We start from the raw sequence: 18,614 nt of genomic DNA, 5'->3' as shown, positions 1-18,614 counted from the left end.
TTTTGTGCCCGTTCATCCATCGGTTTATTTCCCACTACTTTTATCGCCGGGATTTATTCTAACCCAGCAAAACGCTGATACAACTCCATCTTGCCACTCACTATGCGACAGATTGAACCCTTGATTACTCATCCCTTTTTCCTCTCCATTAGCTTAATTTTTAATGTCTTGACTCTCACGTAACGTGATCCTTTATGCTATTTTTGAGGGGCCGACCGCTCCAAAATGGTAGCCTATGAATCCGCCCCTCCATAAATCAAAGAAGGGATCATTCATGAAAATTACTGTTGAAGACACTTTAGAACAATATGAGAAGTTGTATGGCTTGGAACCCTGTAAAAGAGAGGACTTTTTCCGTTATACGATGATGAAACCGTTCGAGGCGATGTGGAGGTTTATCAATGTGCCGCTTTGCGCTAAAGAGCCAGGCGGTTACGACGTCGTCATGGCAGCGAAAATGCTTGGGCACCTGGACTTAAGCGAAACGGAGACGGGGACTCAAGTTTTACAAAAATTAAAAGAGATCAGCGCCTTATCTACTGCAAAGGAAGCGTTGCAAACGTGCATAGACTTTACGCTCCAATTTGGACTGAAAATCCATGCTGACGAGCTGAAGCTTGGCCTATACATCGCTGATCCCTACAAACTGGAATTGGTCAACGGATACTCCGGATTTGGAGGAATTCCTGGATTTATCCAGGTTGCCATTCACCCTAACGAGTATAATATCCCCAGAATTCCCGCCGTGATTGCGCATGAGTTTCATCATAACATCCGGTTTTCCTATTTTGACTGGGATCAGGGGAACGTGACAGTGGGAGAGTATTTAATTATCGAGGGTTTGGCGGAGTCGTTTGCTCGGGAATTGTACGGACAGGATTTAATAGGACCTTGGGTAACTTCGCTGAATGAAGAGGATGTGCTGTATTCCATCCAGGTGCTGAAAAACGCGTTGAATATCAAGGGTTTTGCCGAGGTCAGCAGTTACATGTTTGGCGATATCTATGCAAAAGAACAGGGATATTCCCCTGTCGGATTATCCCCATATGCGGGCTATGCGATAGGTTACAAAGCGGTGCAGTCCTTTATGAACCTTAATCATGTGGGAATAGCAGAGGCTACGCTGCTGCAAGCGGATGAGATCATTGAGCATTGTGGGCTATTTGATTGAACAAATAATGGAGTGTATCATATCAGCGAGCTTCGGTAAAAGGAAAAATGGTAACTCTTTTGGACAAATCATAGAACCAAGGGGCACGGCTTATTCCAGTCAGTGTCCCTTTTTATTTCTGAGACTTTCTCTTGAATATTCGCATACTTGCTTCAACCAGCTAAAGAAATCAATTTGATTTCTAGACCTTTGCTAAGATTTTATATAGCAATAAATAACATCTTATTGAAAAACATTATCTGTTACGACTCGTGTATCAGATTGATAATGAATGTAACTAAGCAACAGTTAATACAGAAGAGGCCAATAAATAGCAATGGGATTACCATCGTGGTTTCAAAGTGCAAGTGAGCAGAGGTTGGATCAGGTTATGGTCTGGATTAAGCGCCAATCCGAACTGTGTAAACTTTGTGTTGAAGAACGCACTGTATTCAATAACCAATATGAGCCCCTGAAAACTCTAACGAAACGTGGTATCGCTATTCAGGCCAAAAAGGGCACCTAAAAATTCTAACGAAACAGGGTATCGTTATTTAGCGAAAATAGTGGCCTAAAGCCTGTTTTTAGCTCAAATAGCGATACATAGTTTCGTTAAAATTTTTTTGCCCCGTTTTTTGTCCAAATAACGATATCCAGTTTCGTTAGATTTGAACCGTGCGCCCTGCATTCATAAGCGAGTGCGAAAAAAAGGCGGGCCGCTGGATCAAATTCGCACACCTTCGTACACCCTTGGGGGACGCTCTAACGAAACTCCAAATTGCGATTTGGGGCTAGAACTCGTCATACTTGTCAGCCGAAATGAACGAGGCTTATTGATACACCCAGATGTTGGTGACGGTCATTACCGCCGGCAGCGCTGCTTCGTCGACTGGGACATTGTCATACCAGCCGCCCACCGCTAGGTTAAGCACCAGATAGAACTGCTCATCGAAGGGAGTAATCCCGGGCCGCAGTTCTCGTTCAGCGTAGCAGTGCCCATCGATCAGCCAGCGGATCGAGTCGGCGTTCCATTCCATCGCGTAATCGTGGAATTCGTTGATAGTTCCCTTCTCAAGCTGGTAGGAGAACTCATCGGTAACTTTATGATCCCAATCCTTCCCGTAGTGAAGGGTACCGAATATGTGCTGGGGCAGGCGGCCTTTGGCTTCCAGCATATCGATCTCGCCAGAAGCGGGCCAAGGGCCGTAAGCCTGTTGCTGCGGGAGCAGCCAAACGGCAGGCCATAGTCCATGGCCAACGGGAAGCTTGGCGCGAACAACGAGCTTGCCGTAACAGAAGGAGAAATGATCCTTTGTGTCTATACGAGCCGAAGTATAGGCAAAGCGCTGTCCGTTTGCAAGGGTCTCCTCATGGTGCGCGCATAAGTTTAAGCCGGACTGATCTATATACAGATTAGGATGATTCCCCGTGTAAAACTGCTGTTCCCCGTTCCCCCAGCCTGGTGCCAGAACATGGCCCAGGTCATCCAGCAAGTCGTTGCCCAGGCGAATATTCCATTCCTTCAAATCGGTAGGATGATGTACAAAATCCTGCTGCCAGATTAGTTTATTCATTACATGCACGCTCCTTCCATTTTCTACAGCATACTTCATCCAGACCAAGGGTCAAACGAATCTAAAAAAATGGGATACGGCCAAAAATGATGGCCTTTTTTTCCTATGTGTATTTTCATACGATGGAGTGGAAGGGGGCAAGGCGCTATGTTCCAACAGAAAACAGAACGAATCAAGACCTTTATGAGACAATGGCAGCTGCAGAGCATGGTTATTCCGGGGATTGTCTGGATGTTTATCTTTTGCTACATCCCTATGTTTTGGCTAATTATTGCGTTTATGGACTACAACATTGCCAAACCTATGTTGGAATCGCCCTTCGTAGGGATGAAGCATTTTCAGGACTTTGTAATGGACGACCGTTTCTGGCGATCGATCCGCAATACGCTGGGGATGAGTTCAATTCGCCTGGTGCTGGGCTTTCCCATCCCGATTTTATTTGCCTTACTACTTAACGAGATCCGCAGCATTCGTTTTAAACGCACGGTGCAGACCATCTCCTATTTGCCGCATTTTATTGCCTGGACGATATTCGGCGGCATCATGCTCAATTGGCTGGGGGAGGGCGGCGTGATCAACCAGTTGATGATGGCTTTGGGAATCCAGCAGCGTGAAATTCTGTTTAACAGCGACCCTAAATACTTTTGGTGGATCGCCTTTTTCTCCGATACGCTTAAAGAGACCGGATGGAGCGCCATTATCTACATCGCTGCCATATCCGGCATAGATCCTGGGCTATATGAAGCGGCGGAACTGGATGGGGCGAATCGCTGGCAGCGAATGTGGTACATTACCATTCAATGCATCCGTCCTACCATTGCCATTTTGTTCATTCTCGCCGTCAGCGGGCTGCTGGGCAGCAACTTTGAACAGATCTTCATGCTGAAGAACAACATGAACATGAAAATGGCGGAAAGTATAGATCTCTACATCTATAACATGGGGCTCGTCTCCGGACGCTACTCCTTCTCAACGGCCGTCTTGTTTGCCCGCTCTATTGTGGCATTAGGGCTGCTGTTCCTGGCTAATTTCACATCGAAAAAGCTGAATGGCGAAGGCATTTTTTAGGAAAGGGGGGATGGAGCCATGGGAAAACGCAGAAAACTTCGCGGCATCAGCCTGTTTGGTGTCTGTAATACCCTATTGATGCTGGCAGTTTGCTTTATTACACTGTATCCGATGTATTTCGTATTCATCAACGCGCTTAATGCGCCGGAACAGGCTTTGCTTGGCACCGTGAACTGGTTCCCGAAAGCGATCTCATTGGACAGCTACCGCGTCGTATTTAATGATGAGCACTTGATGAACGGATTTCTGGTCACCACCTTGCGTACCGTAATTGGAACCGTAGTCCACGTCTTGTTTACCGCTATTGTGGCCTACGGCATGAGTAAATCCAATCTGATCGGTCGTAAGATATATATGAAAATCGCTTTGATTACGATGTTGTTCTCCGGCGGCTTGATTCCTACATTTATACTCATGACCAAGCTGGGGCTCTATGATAACTTCCTGGTTTTCATCATACCGGCGATGTATACCTTTTTTGATATGGTTATTTTCATTAGCTTCTATCGTACAATCCCTGACAGTTTGGAAGAGTCCGCAAAGGTAGACGGAGCTTCCGATTATGGGGTACTGTTCAGAATTGTGTTGCCCAACAGCATGGCCGTCATTGCGACCATCTCGCTTTTTGCAGCCGTATACCATTGGAACGACTACTATCAGGGGGTTCTGTACATCCGTTCGCAGGACAAATTACCGCTGCAGACGATGCTATACAAAATTATCGCCGAAAACTCCATGTCGTTCATGCAGCAGCAAGCCATGGCACAATTCGGAGCGAAGCTGCCCGGCAACTCTATCAAGTTTGCTTCCATGATGGTGGCGACTCTACCGATTCTTGCGTTCTATCCCTTTATCCAGCGCTATCTGGTCAAAGGCGTGATGATCGGCGCTATTAAAGGGTAAGCGTCATTTGTCCCAATAACCGCAACCGGAGCAACCAAAGATTTGCTAGGACAGATGATTTATATACAACCATTATCGTTAGCAAGAAAGGATGATCATGTAATGAGACACAAGCACATGAAGCGAAGCATGGCCTTAATCATGGCTGTAGTTCTGATGCTGAGCCTGGCTGCATGTACGGGAAGCAAGAATAGCTCCAATAAGCCGAATTCCCCGCCTGCAGACAATAAGCCGGAGAACACGCAAAATGAAGTCAAGCTGAATCCGGATGAGCCCGGCTGGAAATTGGATACGAGCCCAGTAGAGTTGTCGTGGTTTGTAGGCGCTTCCTGGTATGGCCGTTCCTGGGGGGAGAGCCTGAATTCCAAGTACATTACTGAAAAAACAGGCGTAAAAGTGAACATTGAAGTTCCCTCCGGTGAAGCTAATGAGCATATTACCCTGATGATGACCTCCGGCAAGCTTCCGGACCTGATTACTATGGGCTCTTGGGAAACCGCTGTCAAAAAGCTGTGGGAAGGCGATCATGTGTATGCCTTGAACGAGCTGGCAGACCAGTATGACCCCTACTTCTTCAAAGTAGCCGGGGACGGTACGCTGAAGTGGTATAAGCAAGAAAACGGCAACACCTATGGCATTCCTAATGATTCATACAGCCCGAATCTGATGCATGAAACCGGGATGACTGCGGCTAACCAGACCTTCCTGGTTCGAAAAGACCTGTATGAGGATATGGGCAGTCCGGACTTATCAACACCGGAAGGCTTCCTGAATGCCCTGCAACTGCTCAAGGATCAGTATTCCGAATACAAAGGCCAGCCGATCAGCCCCTTCTTTGCCCAAGGGAATGTGCCTTACGGGATGACAGAGTATTTGCAAAATTTGTTGGCTGTCCCGCATGAAAAAGACGGCAAAGTCTACGACCGCATCACTGACCCGGATTACCTGACTTGGCTAAAGACATTCCGTACCGCCTATGAGCGTGGACTGATTAATGTAGATTTCCTGGTAGATTCCGATACCCAGGTCGAGGAAAAGACGAATAATGCCCGTTATTTCATGATGGTTCGCGAGTGGACCGGAATGACGGCGGTGAACCCGATGCTGGCGGCAAGCAGCAATCCGGACTCTTACTATATTGCCGTTGATGGGCCGAAGAACAGCAAAGGTGACAGCGCCAAGCTATTCCCGGGGAATATGGATGGCTGGATGGTGACGATGATTAGCAAATCCTGCGAGAATCCGGAGCGTGCCATTCGCTTCCTGACTTACTTGGCTAGCGAGGAAGGGCAAAAAGATTTATTCCTCGGCCAGGAAGGCGAGACATGGGAAATGGTTGACGGCAAGCCGCAGCTAAAGGCGGATATGGCCCAATTGCTGGATTCCGATATCGAGAAGCTGGAGAAGGAATACGGCATTATGGATACCTACTGGATGATGCGCAACCCTGTAATCGTCGATCAGTGGAGACCGGAGAAAGCCTCAGTCATCAAGCAAATGGCCGATTTCGCCAATGCCCAGGCTGATATTGATGGCGGCATTTACAAAGGATTGGATCCTCTTGGCGATTCCGATGTAGCGGTAAACTGGGCGCGTATCTCTCAAAATTGGGAAGAGGTCATGCCAGAACTGATTACCGCCAAGGATGAAGCTGCCTTTGATAAGATCTTCGAAAGCTTCCTGGCCCGCCGCACAAGCTACGGTTATGACCAGGTGATGGAATACCGTCAGACCGAGCTGGATGCACGAAAGGCTAAAATGGCGGAGTAATCCGGTCTCGTTATGTTGGAATGGATGCCGGCTACTCATAATGGTGGCTGGCACCCCCACTCCTACCGTCTCTACATTTAAAAATGAAGTCAGATGACTTTACGGGCGGGATGTAATATATGGTATATTACAGGGAAGTGGGGGGCGCCTAAAATGATGGAGATATTAACAAAAGTCAGAAAAATATACCGTAACTCTCGCATATCTCAAAAGTTGTTCTTAACCTTTAGCATGCTGATAGCTATACCTGCCATTGCAGTATCCTTTTTATTTATACGTATTCAGGAAGCCCAGCTATATAAAGATGCAATGTCTAATGGAAGCAGCCATATCTCACGGATTGATGAGAAGCTGCGCAGTAAAATGGACATAATTGAAAACGCTTCCTCTACGGCGTTGACGCAAAAATCCTTTGTAGATTTTATTCATTCCAATATGCGCAGCGATGGTCTGCGGCTGGTAAAATTCAGGCAAAATCAATTTGAGCAGATGCATAACATTATCCAGAGCAATGAGATGATTAGCGAACTCAGCTTCTACGTTGATAATCCTGACCTGTATGAAATCTGGCCGGAAATCTACCATTATGACAAGTTCACGCCGCAAGATTATTGGCAGACACTCCGGGATGAGGGTGGAGCAGCTTACCGCATATTTGCGTTTCAGGCTGGGGAGCACACGCTCTCTTACTATCGGCTCGTACGTCTTCAGGGCCAGCAGCAGAAGCGCCCCAGCATTATGGAAATTCGCACGCCGCATAATCTGTTTTTCAGCGATCTTCTGGAAGAGACAGGGGGGGATTTCTTCTCTGTCGTGATGGAAGGAGGCGATGCTTCCCGTTATATCTATAATCCTCAGCATTCATTCTCGCAAGCAGCTGGAGAAGAGCTGGAGCAAATTCTGGCCAGCATCCATCGGCAGCTGGATACGCTAGAGCAGAATAGCCCACTGAAGGTTCAGGTAGGAGGTCAAACCTATTACGCTGTATACCGCTATCTTGTTCCGCTGGATGCCTATGTGGTAGATATTGCTTCACATCAGGCACTGATGAAGGGCCCGCGCAGTTGGTATACGCTTGTAGTTGTCATTACCCTCTGCGTGCTGTTGCTATTGATGCTCCTGGTATCACATACCACACGGCGCCTTTTTCGCCGATTGGACAGCGTGCTCTCTTCTATGCGTAAAGTTCGAAAAGGGCAGCTGGATGAGAAAATTGATACAGGGCTGGAAGAAGACGAAACCGGTGACGAGATCGATGAGGTCGCCATTACCTACAATAAAATGCTGGATGAGATAAAACATTTGATGACCCAGGTCGTTGATAAACAATTGATCGCCAAAAACGCACAGCTGCATTCGCTCCATTCGCAAATCAATTCGCATTTTCTCTATAACGCGCTGGAAGCGATTCGGATGCAGGCGGAGGTCCAGCAGCAGCCGGTGATTGCCGAGGCGCTGGTATCGCTAGGTTCATTGCTCCGCTACAGCATGAAATGGAACGGAGACACCGTATCCCTTGGAGAAGAGCTTGCCAACATCCAGAGTTATATCAAATTCATTAACTTTATGGAGGGAGAAGGCTTCGTATTAACGGAGATACTCCCCCAGGAAGTGCTTCTCTACGCGATTCCGAAAATGTGCATGCAGCCCATCGTTGAAAACGCCGTTCATCATGCGGCGCCCAAAGGCGGCGGTGTGCATATCCAGATCACCGTCCGGGTGGAGAATGACAACCTGTTGCTGATCGAAATCGCCGATGACGGCGTGGGCGTCGATCCTCAGACATTGGCCGGCTTGCAAGCTGTATTGCTGGGGGAATCGGATACGCCAATCGTTGCCGGCAAGAACGGATTGGGCTTGGGGAACGTGCATAAACGCTTGCAGTTGAACTATGGCAAAGGCTATGGACTTTGGATAGACAGTGTGCAGGGCGCCTATACTCGCGTAACGATAAGGCTGCCATGGGAAAATGGGAATCTGGGGGGATGGTAGGGATGATTAACATTTTGATTGCCGATGATCAGAAGCATATTCGCGATGGATTGCAGGCCATGCTGCAGCAGTTTCCCCTGGAGCTAGGTTCTATTTACTGCGCTGCCAATGGGGTGGAAGCCCTGCAATTGCTGCGTCAACAAAACATCCAGCTGGTGATTACCGATATCCGGATGCCGGATATGGATGGGCTTGAGTTAATGGCCCGCACCAAAGAGGAGCGTATTAAGGTGGATTATCTGATTATCAGCGGTTATAGTGATTTCGCCTATGCCCAAAGAGCCATTGCCCTCGGAGCGAAGGCCTACCTGCTCAAGCCTGTGAAGCGGGAGGATCTGCAAGCCTCGATCGAGCATGTCATGCAGGAGGTAAGAGCCAGGCAGGCGCTGTCACGCAATATGAAGCATTTGTCTCGCCTGGCTAAGGAGACAGATCGGAAAGAGCTGAGCATGTATATGCAAGGCGCGGCTAACGAAGAGGCATGGATTCTTCAGACTCAGCAGCAAAACCCGCAGCTGTGGAAGAACTATCGCTTGTGCCTGCTGCGTGAGAAGCTGTGGATTAACCAACCGGGAGCAAGCAGTTCCCACAGCATGGAATCAATAGCCTACCGTGTATATGGCAAGCAGGGCTGCATCTGTCTGCAGCATAGTCCACAGCTGATCCTTGCTGTAGACGCATCTGTGGATACGGATGCTTTGCCAGCTGCTCTCAAAGCCGAGCAGATTCGCGCTATTTCAGTGATGACGAGTCCGCAGCAAGGATTAAAAGAGCTGCCGGCCAGCTATGTTCAAGTGATGGAGCTTTACCGCAACAGTTACCTGTTCCCCGAGCAGGACTGTATTTTGCCGGCTCATACGGAGGGACTGGCGCAGCAGTGGCAGCTTCCCTATGAGGAGATTTACGCGCTGTTCCAGCTCATAGGCACCAGAAACAATGTAAAAATCACCGAAGGGATATCCAAGCTGTTCCATAAGGATGTGCTGCAGCGTTATCACATTCGTTATACCCAGGACCTGGGCCGCGTGATGATTCAGATGCTGAGGGAATATGAGCGAGTGATCCGGCCCTACATGGGAGAAGAAGCGTTAGATATAAAATGCTTGCAGAATCTTTTCGATTATCCGGGCATTCGCGACTATATACAGGCGCTGCAGCAGCAGTTGCTTAGGCTGAATCAATTTTATTATGAATTCAAGTGCCATTATCGCAATTCGCAGGACTTAAACGAAGCGATCCGTTTTATCCATGAAAATTACTATAAACCTCTGGATTTAGCCATGGTATCCAACCATGTGTCGCTGAATTATGCGTATTTTTCAAACCTGTTCAAGAAGAATATCGGCAAAGGCTTTGCGGAATACCTGCGCGATGTGCGTATGGGAAAGGCCCGGAAGCTGTTGGCCAAGACCGAACATAAAGTTGTCGAGATCGCTGCTATGGTGGGGTACGAGAGCTACAAGAGCTTTACGCGGGCATTTCGCGATGTGATGAACATGCAGCCCACGGAATATCGCCAACTGATACGGCGCAAGCCTGAGCAATCATTTTTAGAGGAGGATGAATATGAAACGGTATAGGGAAAAGGTGTTTTCCTTGGTTCTGGCAGCAATTCTGATCGTGAGTATGGGATTATTGCCGGCCCCAAAAGTCCAGGCAGATGGAGCGGGGACGACAGTTAGCTCTATGTCTTATTTCTCGCCAGCAGACGGACCTGTGATCTCAAAATCGGGAGTCGGGCAAGCCAGCTATGGGTTTGTTATGCCAATATTTAATGGAGGCTCTGCAACCTGGAATGAGGTGTCCGCTGACATTGGTGTAAACGTGAAAGTGGGCAGCAATTGGGTCGACATTGACAGTGCCGGCGGCTTTATTTACAACCAGAATTGGGGGCATTGGAGCGATGGCGGCTTGTACGGCTATTGGTTCACTCTCTCGGCAACCACGGAGATTCAGCTGTACTCCAAGGCTAACGGGGTTACACTGGACTATACACTCGTATTTCAAAATATCAACAAAACAACGATCACTGCCATGTCACCGACACAAGGACCAGACATTACAGCTGGATTTACGGGCGGTGCGGGCTTTACTTATCCTATTTTCAATAATGACTCAGCCATAATCTATGAAGCCGTGGCCGATGATTTGAAGGTGTATGTGAAGCCTCTAAACAGCAGCACCTGGGTTGATATTGATAATAATGCAGCCAGCGGCTGGATTTACGACAGCAACTTTGGACAATTCACCGAGGGTGGCGGCGGCTATTGGTTTACCGTTACGGAGTCTATTCAGGTGAAATTAGCGTCCAAGACCTCCTCGGCCAACCTGGTGTATACGATCCATTTTAATGAACCTGTGAGGAATTCCTATACGATTACCCCTTATGATGGAACGACATACACAGCGGATGAAAAAGGGGTTATCGGCATACCGCTGCCTAAAATCGACGGGGGAGCGCCGATTGGCACCGAGCTCGGAAACTTTGTATATCAGATCAATGTCAACGGACAATGGTTAGATATGTCGAACTCGGCTCAGAGCGGATTTGTATATGCGGGTAACGGCTACAATAACATGTCGGATGCCAATCAGTGGGGATATTGGGCCGATTATATCTATGGGCTGTGGTTCCAGCCGGTACAGGAGGATATACAGCTGCGTATCGGTTATCCGCTAAATGGGCAATTGGGCGGAAGTATCGGCAGCAACTATGTCTACTATACTTTCATCGGCAATCCGAATGCTCCGCGTCCTGACGTAACCGATCATGAGGATATCGCCATCGGTACTTCAAACGATCCGTCGATTGCGGGCATGACGCTCATTTGGCAGGATGAATTCAATGGAACTCAGTTGGATGCCAGCAAGTGGAATTATGAACTAGGCTATTATATTGGTGATGATCCTAATAGCTGGGGTTGGGGAAATGCGGAGCTGGAGCACTATACGAATAGTGAGCAAAATGTATTCGTACAGGATGGAAAGCTGAATATCAGAGCCTTGAACGATCCGAAGTCTTTCCCGCAAGACCCGAATCGTTATGCGCAGTACTCTTCAGGCAAGATTAATACCAAAGGCCATCTCTCGCTGCAGTATGGCAGAGTTGACTTTAGTGCCAAATTGCCTACAGGCAATGGAATCTGGCCGGCCTTGTGGATGCTTCCGGAAGATGAAGCCTATGGTGCATGGGCTGCTTCCGGGGAAATCGATGTGATGGAAGCGAAGGGACGGTTGCCTGGAACGACCAGCGGTGCGGTGCATTTTGGCGGCCAATGGCCGGTGAATAAATATATTGCCGGCGAATATCACTTCCCTGACGGGCAAACCTTCGCCAATGATTTTCACGTATATACCTTGATCTGGGAAGAGGATAACTTCAAATGGTATGTGGACGGCAAATTCTTTTTTAAAGTTACCAGAGATCAATGGTATTCGGTAGCTGCGCCTAACAATCCGAACGCGCCATTTGATCAGCCTTTTTACATTATTATGAATCTGGCGGTTGGCGGTCATTTTGACGGCGGGCTGGCTCCGAGTCCTGGCGACATCCCGGCAACAATGCAGGTGGATTATGTGCGCGTCTATAAGCCAGGCGGCGGCGAGAATCCCGGGAACATTCCGGTGAGCGGCATCGCTTTGAATCAGACCGATGCCCAGGTGGAAGTAGACCAGCAGGTACAGTTACATGCCAATGTGACGCCAGCGAATGCAACGAATAAGCAAGTCTCATGGACTGTATCCAATGCCAGCGTTGCCTCCGTAAATCAGAACGGCGTGGTGACTGGGCTGGCTCCGGGGACGGCTACAGTAACCGCTGCAACGGTCGATGGCAATAAAACAGCCGTCTGCACCATTACGGTTCTCCCGAAGGCGCCTGCGGTTGTTATCATTGGTGACGAAGTGCGCGGACTGAAGAAGACAGGCGATAACTTGCTGTTTTATGTGAACGGGGCAACCTTTGCCGATTTGCATTACAAGCTGAATAACGGGGGCCAGTTAAACGTAGCCATGATGCCAACGGGGGACGGCAATTATACCTATCCTATCAATAATTTGCAATACGGGGACACGATTGAGTACTTCTTCACCTATAATCCGGGACAAGGGGCGCTGGATACTCCATGGATGACATATGTTCATGGGGTGACTCAAGGAACATTGGAGTAAATTGAGGAATGGGGGCTGGAGCAAGGTTAAATCAAGCTAAACCAGTCTAGTCTGGCCATGGCTAAGCGTGGCTCAACTAGGTAAAACGTAGCCAGACCAAGATAAACCTGAACGAGATCAAGTGAGAAAAAGCCAGAACAGAACGGGTTAAACCTAACTAGACTTCGCTAAGGTGGCTGAACCAAGGAAAGTCATAGCTAGACTTCGCTAAGCCGGTTAAACCAAGGTAAATCATAGCTAGATTTCGCTAAGGTGGTTAAACCAAGCCAAACCATAACTGGAACTAGCTAAGCCCGTTAAATCAAGCTGAATCATAGCTAGATCAGGCTAAGTTTGGCTAAACCAATCAAGCTAGTCAAAACCCAACAAGACCAGACTAAAACCAGACTAAAACCAGAACTAAGCCCTGCTTGTACGCATTAGCCCAAACCGGTTTTTGAATTGCAGAAGGGGCGTCTCCAAGCCGAAAGACCTTGGGGACGCCCCTTTTTTGCATAGAGGTTGAAAACAGCTTGTTCGCCAGGGATTCTAATGTGCCAAGTTGATTTGTATAATGAAATTATTGGAAACCAGAGTTGTGGATTAGGCAGGGAATACGTGGCAGCAAGATTCTAACGAAACAGGGTATCGTTATTCAAGCCCAAAAGGGCAGCTAAAAATTGTAACGAAACGTGGTATCGCTATTTTGCTAAAAGTGGGGCTTAAAGCGAGAGTTTACCCCAAATAGCGATACACCGTTTCGTTAGATGTGAAAACCCTCTTATTTTGCGGCAATAGCGATATGTAGTTTCGTTAGAGTGAAGTGGAGTAGAAAGAAATGATTGGAGCAGGCAGGGAATACGTGGCAGCAAGATTCTAACGAAACAGGGTATCGTTATTCAAGCCCAAAAGGGCAGCTGAAAATTGTAACGAAACGTGGTATCGCTATTTTGCTAAAAGTGGGGCTTAAAGCGAGAATTTACCCCAAATAGCGATACACCGTTTCGTTAGATGTGAAAACCCTCTTATTTTGCGGCAATAGCGATATGTAGTTTCGTTAGCGTGAAGTGGAGTAGAAAGAAATAAGTGGATTAGGCAGCGAATACGTGGCAGCAAGATTCTAACGAAACAGGGTATCGTTATTCAAGCCCAAAAGGGCAGCTGAAAATTGTAACGAAACGTGGTATCGCTATTTGGCTAAAAGTGGGGCTTAAAGCGAGAATTTACCCCAAATAGCGATACACCGTTTCGTTAGATGTGAAAACCCCCTTATTTTGCGGCAATAGCGATATGTAGTTTCGTTAGCGTGCAGTGGAGTAGAAAGAAATGATTGGAGCAGGCAGGGAATATGTGGCAGCAAGATTCTAACGAAACAGGGTATCGTTATTCAAGCCCAAAAGGGCAGCTAAAAATTGTAACGAAACGTGGTATCGCTATTTTGCTAAAATAGGGGCTTAAAGCGAGAATTTACCCCAAATAGCGATACACCGTTTCGTTAGATGTGAAAACCTTCTTATTTCGTGGCAATAGCGATATGTAGTTTCGTTAGCGTGAAGTGGAGCAGAAAGAAATAAGTGGACAGAAAAGTGAAGTGATAAAGATGTTAAGTCAAACCCGGGAAAAAGACTTGAGTAAAATGATGAGCAAGATCCTTCGGCACACGCCTGAGGACTTTGGCGTTGTCCTGGATCCGGAGGATGGCACGTGTTCGATAAGCACCTTACTGGCCGCCATTCAGGCCCAGTCCAGGTGGTTGTGGGTGAAGCAGGAGGATATAGAGCAGGTGGTTCGCAATTCGGACAAACAGCGTTTTGAAATTAAAGCCGACCGTATCAAGGCAAGGTATGGGCATAGTCATGATAAAATACAATATGCCCCGGGAAACCCTCCGGCTATTTTATACCACGGTACGAACATGAAGGCATTGCCATTCATTTTGAAGGAAGGACTACGCCCGATGGGCCGGCAGTATGTTCATTTGTCGGAAGGCACCCATTTTGCAGCGTTGGCAGGAAGCCGAAGGGGAGAACTGGTCATGCTTCAGGTTGATACGTCAGCTGCACAGCAGCAGGGGATCATTTTCTATGACGCGGGCAATCAAGTTTGGTTGTCAGATCAAGTGCCGCCGGTCTGTCTTTCGGTTACAAAGTAAAAAACGTACTGTCATGGATTACAAACAAACAAATGGGCTCCTGCTGCACAGGGGCCCATTTGTGTTCATGATCCCTGATGCTCAAGAGGCGTGCCGTGTTGTTCCGTGTTGAATCAGATCAAGTGCCGCCGGTCTGTCTTTCGGTTACAAAGTAAAAAACGCACTGTCATGGATACAAACAAACAAATGGGCTCCTGCTGCACAGGGGCCCATTTTGCGTTCATGATCCCTGATGCTCAAGAGGTGTGCCGTGTTGTTCCGCGTTGAATCAGTTCATTATCCATCTGGTGATTCATTTCTTCCAGCGGCTGCTGCTCAATCTTCTTGATCAGGATGCGGGCAGCCAGCATGCCCATTTCATAAATCGGCTGAGCTACCGTAGATAATTCCGGGTAGACCATTTCTCCAAGCGGAATGCCGTCATATCCAATGATTTGTACCTGATCCGGTACACGAATCCCGCGTTTTTGCATCACGCGAAGCGCGCCTATCGCCATTAAGTCATTGCCGGCAAAGATGCCATCAATATCAGGGTGTGTCTCAAAGATTTTATTTACTGCTTCTGAAGCCTCTTTTAACTGAAAATTTCCGTTAACAATAAGCTTAGGGGTGAACCAATCTAAATCTTCAACCAGATCGAGATACCCCTGGCAGCGTTCCTCTGCAATCCATAATCCTTTTGGCCCCCGAATGTGCATGATCTTGGTACAGCCTTGCTGCAGCAAGGCTTGTACGGCCAAACGCGCACCCTCGCGATTTTTCGAAGAAATAGTGGGTACCGTCTGGAAATTGGAGCGATCCAGGGCAACCAACGGAACCTGTAACTGGTCTATCTCATTCGAGGACAAGGTATTTGTAGCCATAATAAATCCGTCAATGTATTTTTGTTTTAATGTTTGAATGTATTGTCTTTCCACGGCTGGGGAATCATTGGTATTGCAAAGTATCGTAGTGTATCCGTACATTTGCGTTACCTTCTCCACGGCAAGCGCAAGTTCATTAAAGAACGGATTCGTAATATCAGGTACGATGAGAGCGATCGTTTTGGAGGATTTCTTGGATAAACTACGAGCAATATCATTGGGTGTGTATTGTAACATTTCGATAGCTTCATGAACTTTCTGGACCGTATCTTTATGAACATACCCCTTCTGATTAAGGACGCGAGAAACGGTCGCCACGGAAACCCCTGCTAATTTTGAAACATCTCGAATCGTTGGGATTGTTCTCAGCTCCTTTTGTTACTACTTTCTATACTACTATACTTAATAAATATCAGGTATTCAACTGCATCAAACTCCAAAATTAGGATACCGGTTACACAATATTTTATGAAACATGTTACCGGTTCCACATTATTCACATCAATTCTAATAATTTCAAGGAATATACGTATTGACAGCGTTTTAAGATACGTATATTATGATACTCAAATGAGTAACCGATTACACATTTAAAAATACGTCGGAAATTGAGAGTCTGGAAATACTCTATTACACCAATTGAGAGGATGTTGAACCGTATGACTGATAAGAAAATCCCTATTATCATTGATACCGATCCAGGGATTGATGATGCCGTTGCTATCGGAGTAGCGTTATTCCATAAGAAGTTGGATGTCAAGCTTCTGTCAACCATTGCCGGGAATGTCTCTGTTGAAAAAACGACGAATAATGCACTCAAACTGGTTGAATTTTTTGATAAGGACATTCCGGTTGCCAAGGGTGCCAATAAACCACTATGTATTCCTTATGAGGACAGCAGCCATATTCATGGAGAATCGGGGATGGGCGGATATGAATTTCCTGAACCGAAGAAGGCGATTCATCCGGAGCATGCCGTTAATGCAATCAGAGAGATGATCATGAATAGCGAAGACAAAGTAACCCTTGTTCCGATTGGCCCTTTGACGAACATCGCTTTATTCCTGACCTTATATCCGGAATGCAAATCACGGATTGAACGGATTGTGCTGATGGGCGGTTCAGCATCTGCGGGCAATCATACGCCAACGGCAGAATACAACATCTTCGCCGATCCGGAAGCTGCCAAGATCGTATTTGCTTCAGGGCTTGATATTACGATGGTAGGACTGGATGTCACAAGCAAGGCCACCTTGACCCCGGACAATGTAGAGACGATTCGCGATTTGAATGAAACGGGCAGAATGATGTATTCGATGTTCCAGCATTATCGCGGTGGCAGCTTGAAGACTGGGCTGAAAATGCATGATTTATGCGCAATCGCCTATATTGTTAATCCCGAATTATTCAAAACTCAAGTTTGCTTCGTAGATGTCGAGACGTCAGGCACATATACCGCAGGCACTACGATTGTAGATCTGAAAAATCGATATCATAGAGAGCCAAATGCAACGGTGTGCTTGGATATTGATGTAGACGCTTTCAGAGCGTGGGCAGTAGAGCAGTTAGCTAATACCCGATAAAAGGCAGCATTTAGAGAGGAGAATCACTTTGGTAGAACTCATATTCGGTTTAGTTGTAATCGTGCTGGCGGGCTGGATGATTTATAAGAAGGTCAATGCTACGGTTGCATTATTCATTGCGGGTATCCTGCTTCTGTTTGGAGCAGCTATTATGGGGCACCCTGTATTGCCTGAAGAAGCGACGACTGGCTCTATATGGCTGGATCCGATCAAATCGATTACGCAAAGTTTCGTCAACAACCTGGGAAATATCGGGATGACGATCATGGTTCTGTTTGGCTTTTCGTCGTATATGACTCAGATTGGCGCGAACGAAGTTACAGTCCGCACCTTGATGAAGCCATTATCCGGCATTAAATCAGTTTATGTGTTAGTTCCGGTTATTTTTATCGTAGGGAACCTGTTGTCTCTCGTCGTTCCAAGTGCATCAAGTCTGGCCGTACTTCTGATGGCAACATTGTATCCGGTTCTGAAACGTATCGGAATGTCCGCGCTTACAGCAGGTGCTGTAATTGCGACAACAGCGACGATTATCCCGACTCCTCTAGGTGCGGATAATGTCATTGCGGCTGAGACCTTCGGTATCAATCTGATGGATTATGTATTGAAATATCACGCTGCCATTTCGATTCCTACGTTGATACTCATGACGATTGCACATTACTTCTGGCAGAAATATTTGGACAAGAAGAATCCGGAAACCGATGATATCGATGAATCCAAGCTGACTGCATTACGTGAGGATTTGCCTCCGGCGTTCTATGGGATTCTGCCGATTCTTCCGCTGATTCTGATCACAGTATTTGGTATATTTATTAAATCGATTAACATTGGTCTGGTTGAGATCACGTTTATTTCTCTGATCGTTACAGTTATTATTGAAATTATTCGCAAACGTAAAATCCAGCAAGTGTTCGATGAGCTGATGGTGTTCTTCAAAGGTATGGGGAACGGGCTTGCCATGGTCGTAGCGCTGCTTGTTGCGGCAAGCTTGATGGTTGATGGTCTGAAGGCGCTGGGCATTATTGATATGCTGACCAATTCGGTAAAAGACGTCAATGGGGCAGGAATGATCCTGATGTTCGCTTTCTCAGGGATCACAGCGCTTATTGGTCTGATCAGCGGCGGCGGTCTTGCCGTATTCTACGCTTCGATCGGTTTGCTGCCGGATATCGCACACAATGTGGGTATCAATGGAGTTATGTTGGCCATTCCTATGCAATTGATTGCTAACCTGGTTCGCTCGGTGTCACCGGTCGCTGCAGTTATCATTGTTGTCTGCAGTATTATTGGCAAGAGTCCGATGGCGATTGTGAAACGGACCTCGGTGCCAATTATCGTTGGTATTATAAGTACGTTAGTATTGTCTTATGTGATGTTCTCGTAAAACTGCCCTGAATTCCTGAAATA

General features: G+C 47.1%; 12 protein-coding genes. 10 read left to right on the top strand and 2 right to left on the bottom strand.

Annotated features, from left to right (window positions below; all coding sequences use genetic code 11):
- The first annotated feature begins 274 nt into the window (after window positions 1–274).
- A complete protein-coding gene (locus tag BN1360_RS25605) occupies window positions 275–1,171 on the top strand; it encodes a DUF2268 domain-containing putative Zn-dependent protease (protein WP_068782691.1) in 897 nt (298 codons plus the stop codon).
- An 809-nt stretch (window positions 1,172–1,980) separates the two neighbouring features.
- Here BN1360_RS25605 and BN1360_RS25600 read toward each other — a convergent pair.
- Window positions 1,981–2,724, bottom strand: coding sequence for a glycoside hydrolase family 16 protein (locus BN1360_RS25600; protein ID WP_068782689.1), 744 nt, complete (start codon window positions 2,722–2,724; stop codon window positions 1,981–1,983).
- Window positions 2,725–2,871: 147 nt separating this feature from the next.
- Here BN1360_RS25600 and BN1360_RS25595 point away from each other — a divergent pair, with 147 nt between their 5' ends.
- The 7 genes from BN1360_RS25595 to BN1360_RS25565 all read left to right on the top strand — a co-directional run bounded on the left by BN1360_RS25595 (window position 2,872) and on the right by BN1360_RS25565 (window position 14,758).
- Window positions 2,872–3,792 carry an ABC transporter permease gene (locus tag BN1360_RS25595; protein ID WP_068782688.1) on the top strand — a complete coding sequence of 307 codons (921 nt, stop codon included), beginning with the start codon at window positions 2,872–2,874 and terminating at the stop codon, window positions 3,790–3,792.
- Window positions 3,793–3,810: 18 nt separating this feature from the next.
- On the top strand, window positions 3,811–4,695 hold the full coding sequence (locus BN1360_RS25590) for a carbohydrate ABC transporter permease (protein ID WP_068782687.1): 885 nt from the start codon (window positions 3,811–3,813) through the stop codon (window positions 4,693–4,695).
- 102 nt (window positions 4,696–4,797) lie between these two features.
- Window positions 4,798–6,465, top strand: a complete 1,668-nt coding sequence (locus BN1360_RS25585; protein ID WP_068782686.1) for an extracellular solute-binding protein — start codon at window positions 4,798–4,800, stop codon at window positions 6,463–6,465.
- Window positions 6,466–6,618: 153 nt separating this feature from the next.
- Window positions 6,619–8,457, top strand: a complete 1,839-nt coding sequence (locus BN1360_RS25580) for a sensor histidine kinase (protein WP_068782685.1) — start codon at window positions 6,619–6,621, stop codon at window positions 8,455–8,457.
- A 2-nt stretch (window positions 8,458–8,459) separates the two neighbouring features.
- Window positions 8,460–10,037: a response regulator transcription factor gene (locus BN1360_RS25575; RefSeq protein ID WP_068782684.1), complete on the top strand. Its 1,578-nt coding sequence runs from the start codon at window positions 8,460–8,462 to the stop codon at window positions 10,035–10,037.
- Window positions 10,024–12,627, top strand: a complete 2,604-nt coding sequence (locus BN1360_RS25570) for a family 16 glycosylhydrolase (RefSeq protein ID WP_068782683.1) — start codon at window positions 10,024–10,026, stop codon at window positions 12,625–12,627. Before BN1360_RS25575 ends, BN1360_RS25570 begins: the two co-directional genes overlap by 14 nt.
- A 1,579-nt stretch (window positions 12,628–14,206) precedes the next feature.
- Window positions 14,207–14,758 carry an RNA 2'-phosphotransferase gene (locus tag BN1360_RS25565; RefSeq protein WP_068782682.1) on the top strand — a complete coding sequence of 184 codons (552 nt, stop codon included), beginning with the start codon at window positions 14,207–14,209 and terminating at the stop codon, window positions 14,756–14,758.
- Window positions 14,759–14,994: 236 nt separating this feature from the next.
- On the opposite strand, the gene BN1360_RS25560 is transcribed toward BN1360_RS25565, so the two are convergent.
- Window positions 14,995–15,981, bottom strand: a complete 987-nt coding sequence (locus BN1360_RS25560; protein WP_068782681.1) for a LacI family DNA-binding transcriptional regulator — start codon at window positions 15,979–15,981, stop codon at window positions 14,995–14,997.
- A gap of 299 nt (window positions 15,982–16,280) precedes the next feature.
- On the opposite strand from BN1360_RS25560, the gene rihC reads away from it, so the two are divergent.
- Window positions 16,281–17,204 (top strand): ribonucleoside hydrolase RihC, encoded by a 924-nt coding sequence (rihC, locus tag BN1360_RS25555; RefSeq protein WP_068782680.1) that lies wholly within the window; start codon window positions 16,281–16,283, stop codon window positions 17,202–17,204.
- Window positions 17,205–17,232: 28 nt separating this feature from the next.
- On the top strand, window positions 17,233–18,591 hold the full coding sequence (gene dcuC / locus BN1360_RS25550; protein WP_068782679.1) for a C4-dicarboxylate transporter DcuC: 1,359 nt from the start codon (window positions 17,233–17,235) through the stop codon (window positions 18,589–18,591).
- The last annotated feature ends 23 nt before the right edge of the window (window positions 18,592–18,614 follow it).

It is taken from the genome of Paenibacillus sp. GM2, assembly GCF_900069005.2.
GTDB lineage: Bacteria > Bacillota > Bacilli > Paenibacillales > Paenibacillaceae > Fontibacillus.
The sequence above is the reverse complement of the archived record's forward strand: the minus strand, read 5'-3'. Positions and strand labels throughout refer to the sequence as shown.

Excerpts from the sequence above, each read along its gene's own strand:
- BN1360_RS25605 (WP_068782691.1), top strand. The coding sequence starts at position 275 with ATGAAAATTACTGTTGAAGACACTTTAGAACAATATGAGAAGTTGTAT.
- BN1360_RS25600 (WP_068782689.1), bottom strand. The coding sequence starts at position 2,724 with ATGAATAAACTAATCTGGCAGCAGGATTTTGTACATCATCCTACCGAT.
- BN1360_RS25595 (WP_068782688.1), top strand. The coding sequence starts at position 2,872 with ATGTTCCAACAGAAAACAGAACGAATCAAGACCTTTATGAGACAATGG.
- BN1360_RS25590 (WP_068782687.1), top strand. The coding sequence starts at position 3,811 with ATGGGAAAACGCAGAAAACTTCGCGGCATCAGCCTGTTTGGTGTCTGT.
- BN1360_RS25585 (WP_068782686.1), top strand. The coding sequence starts at position 4,798 with ATGAGACACAAGCACATGAAGCGAAGCATGGCCTTAATCATGGCTGTA.
- BN1360_RS25580 (WP_068782685.1), top strand. The coding sequence starts at position 6,619 with ATGATGGAGATATTAACAAAAGTCAGAAAAATATACCGTAACTCTCGC.
- BN1360_RS25575 (WP_068782684.1), top strand. The coding sequence starts at position 8,460 with ATGATTAACATTTTGATTGCCGATGATCAGAAGCATATTCGCGATGGA.
- BN1360_RS25570 (WP_068782683.1), top strand. The coding sequence starts at position 10,024 with ATGAAACGGTATAGGGAAAAGGTGTTTTCCTTGGTTCTGGCAGCAATT.
- BN1360_RS25565 (WP_068782682.1), top strand. The coding sequence starts at position 14,207 with ATGTTAAGTCAAACCCGGGAAAAAGACTTGAGTAAAATGATGAGCAAG.
- rihC (WP_068782680.1), top strand. The coding sequence starts at position 16,281 with ATGACTGATAAGAAAATCCCTATTATCATTGATACCGATCCAGGGATT.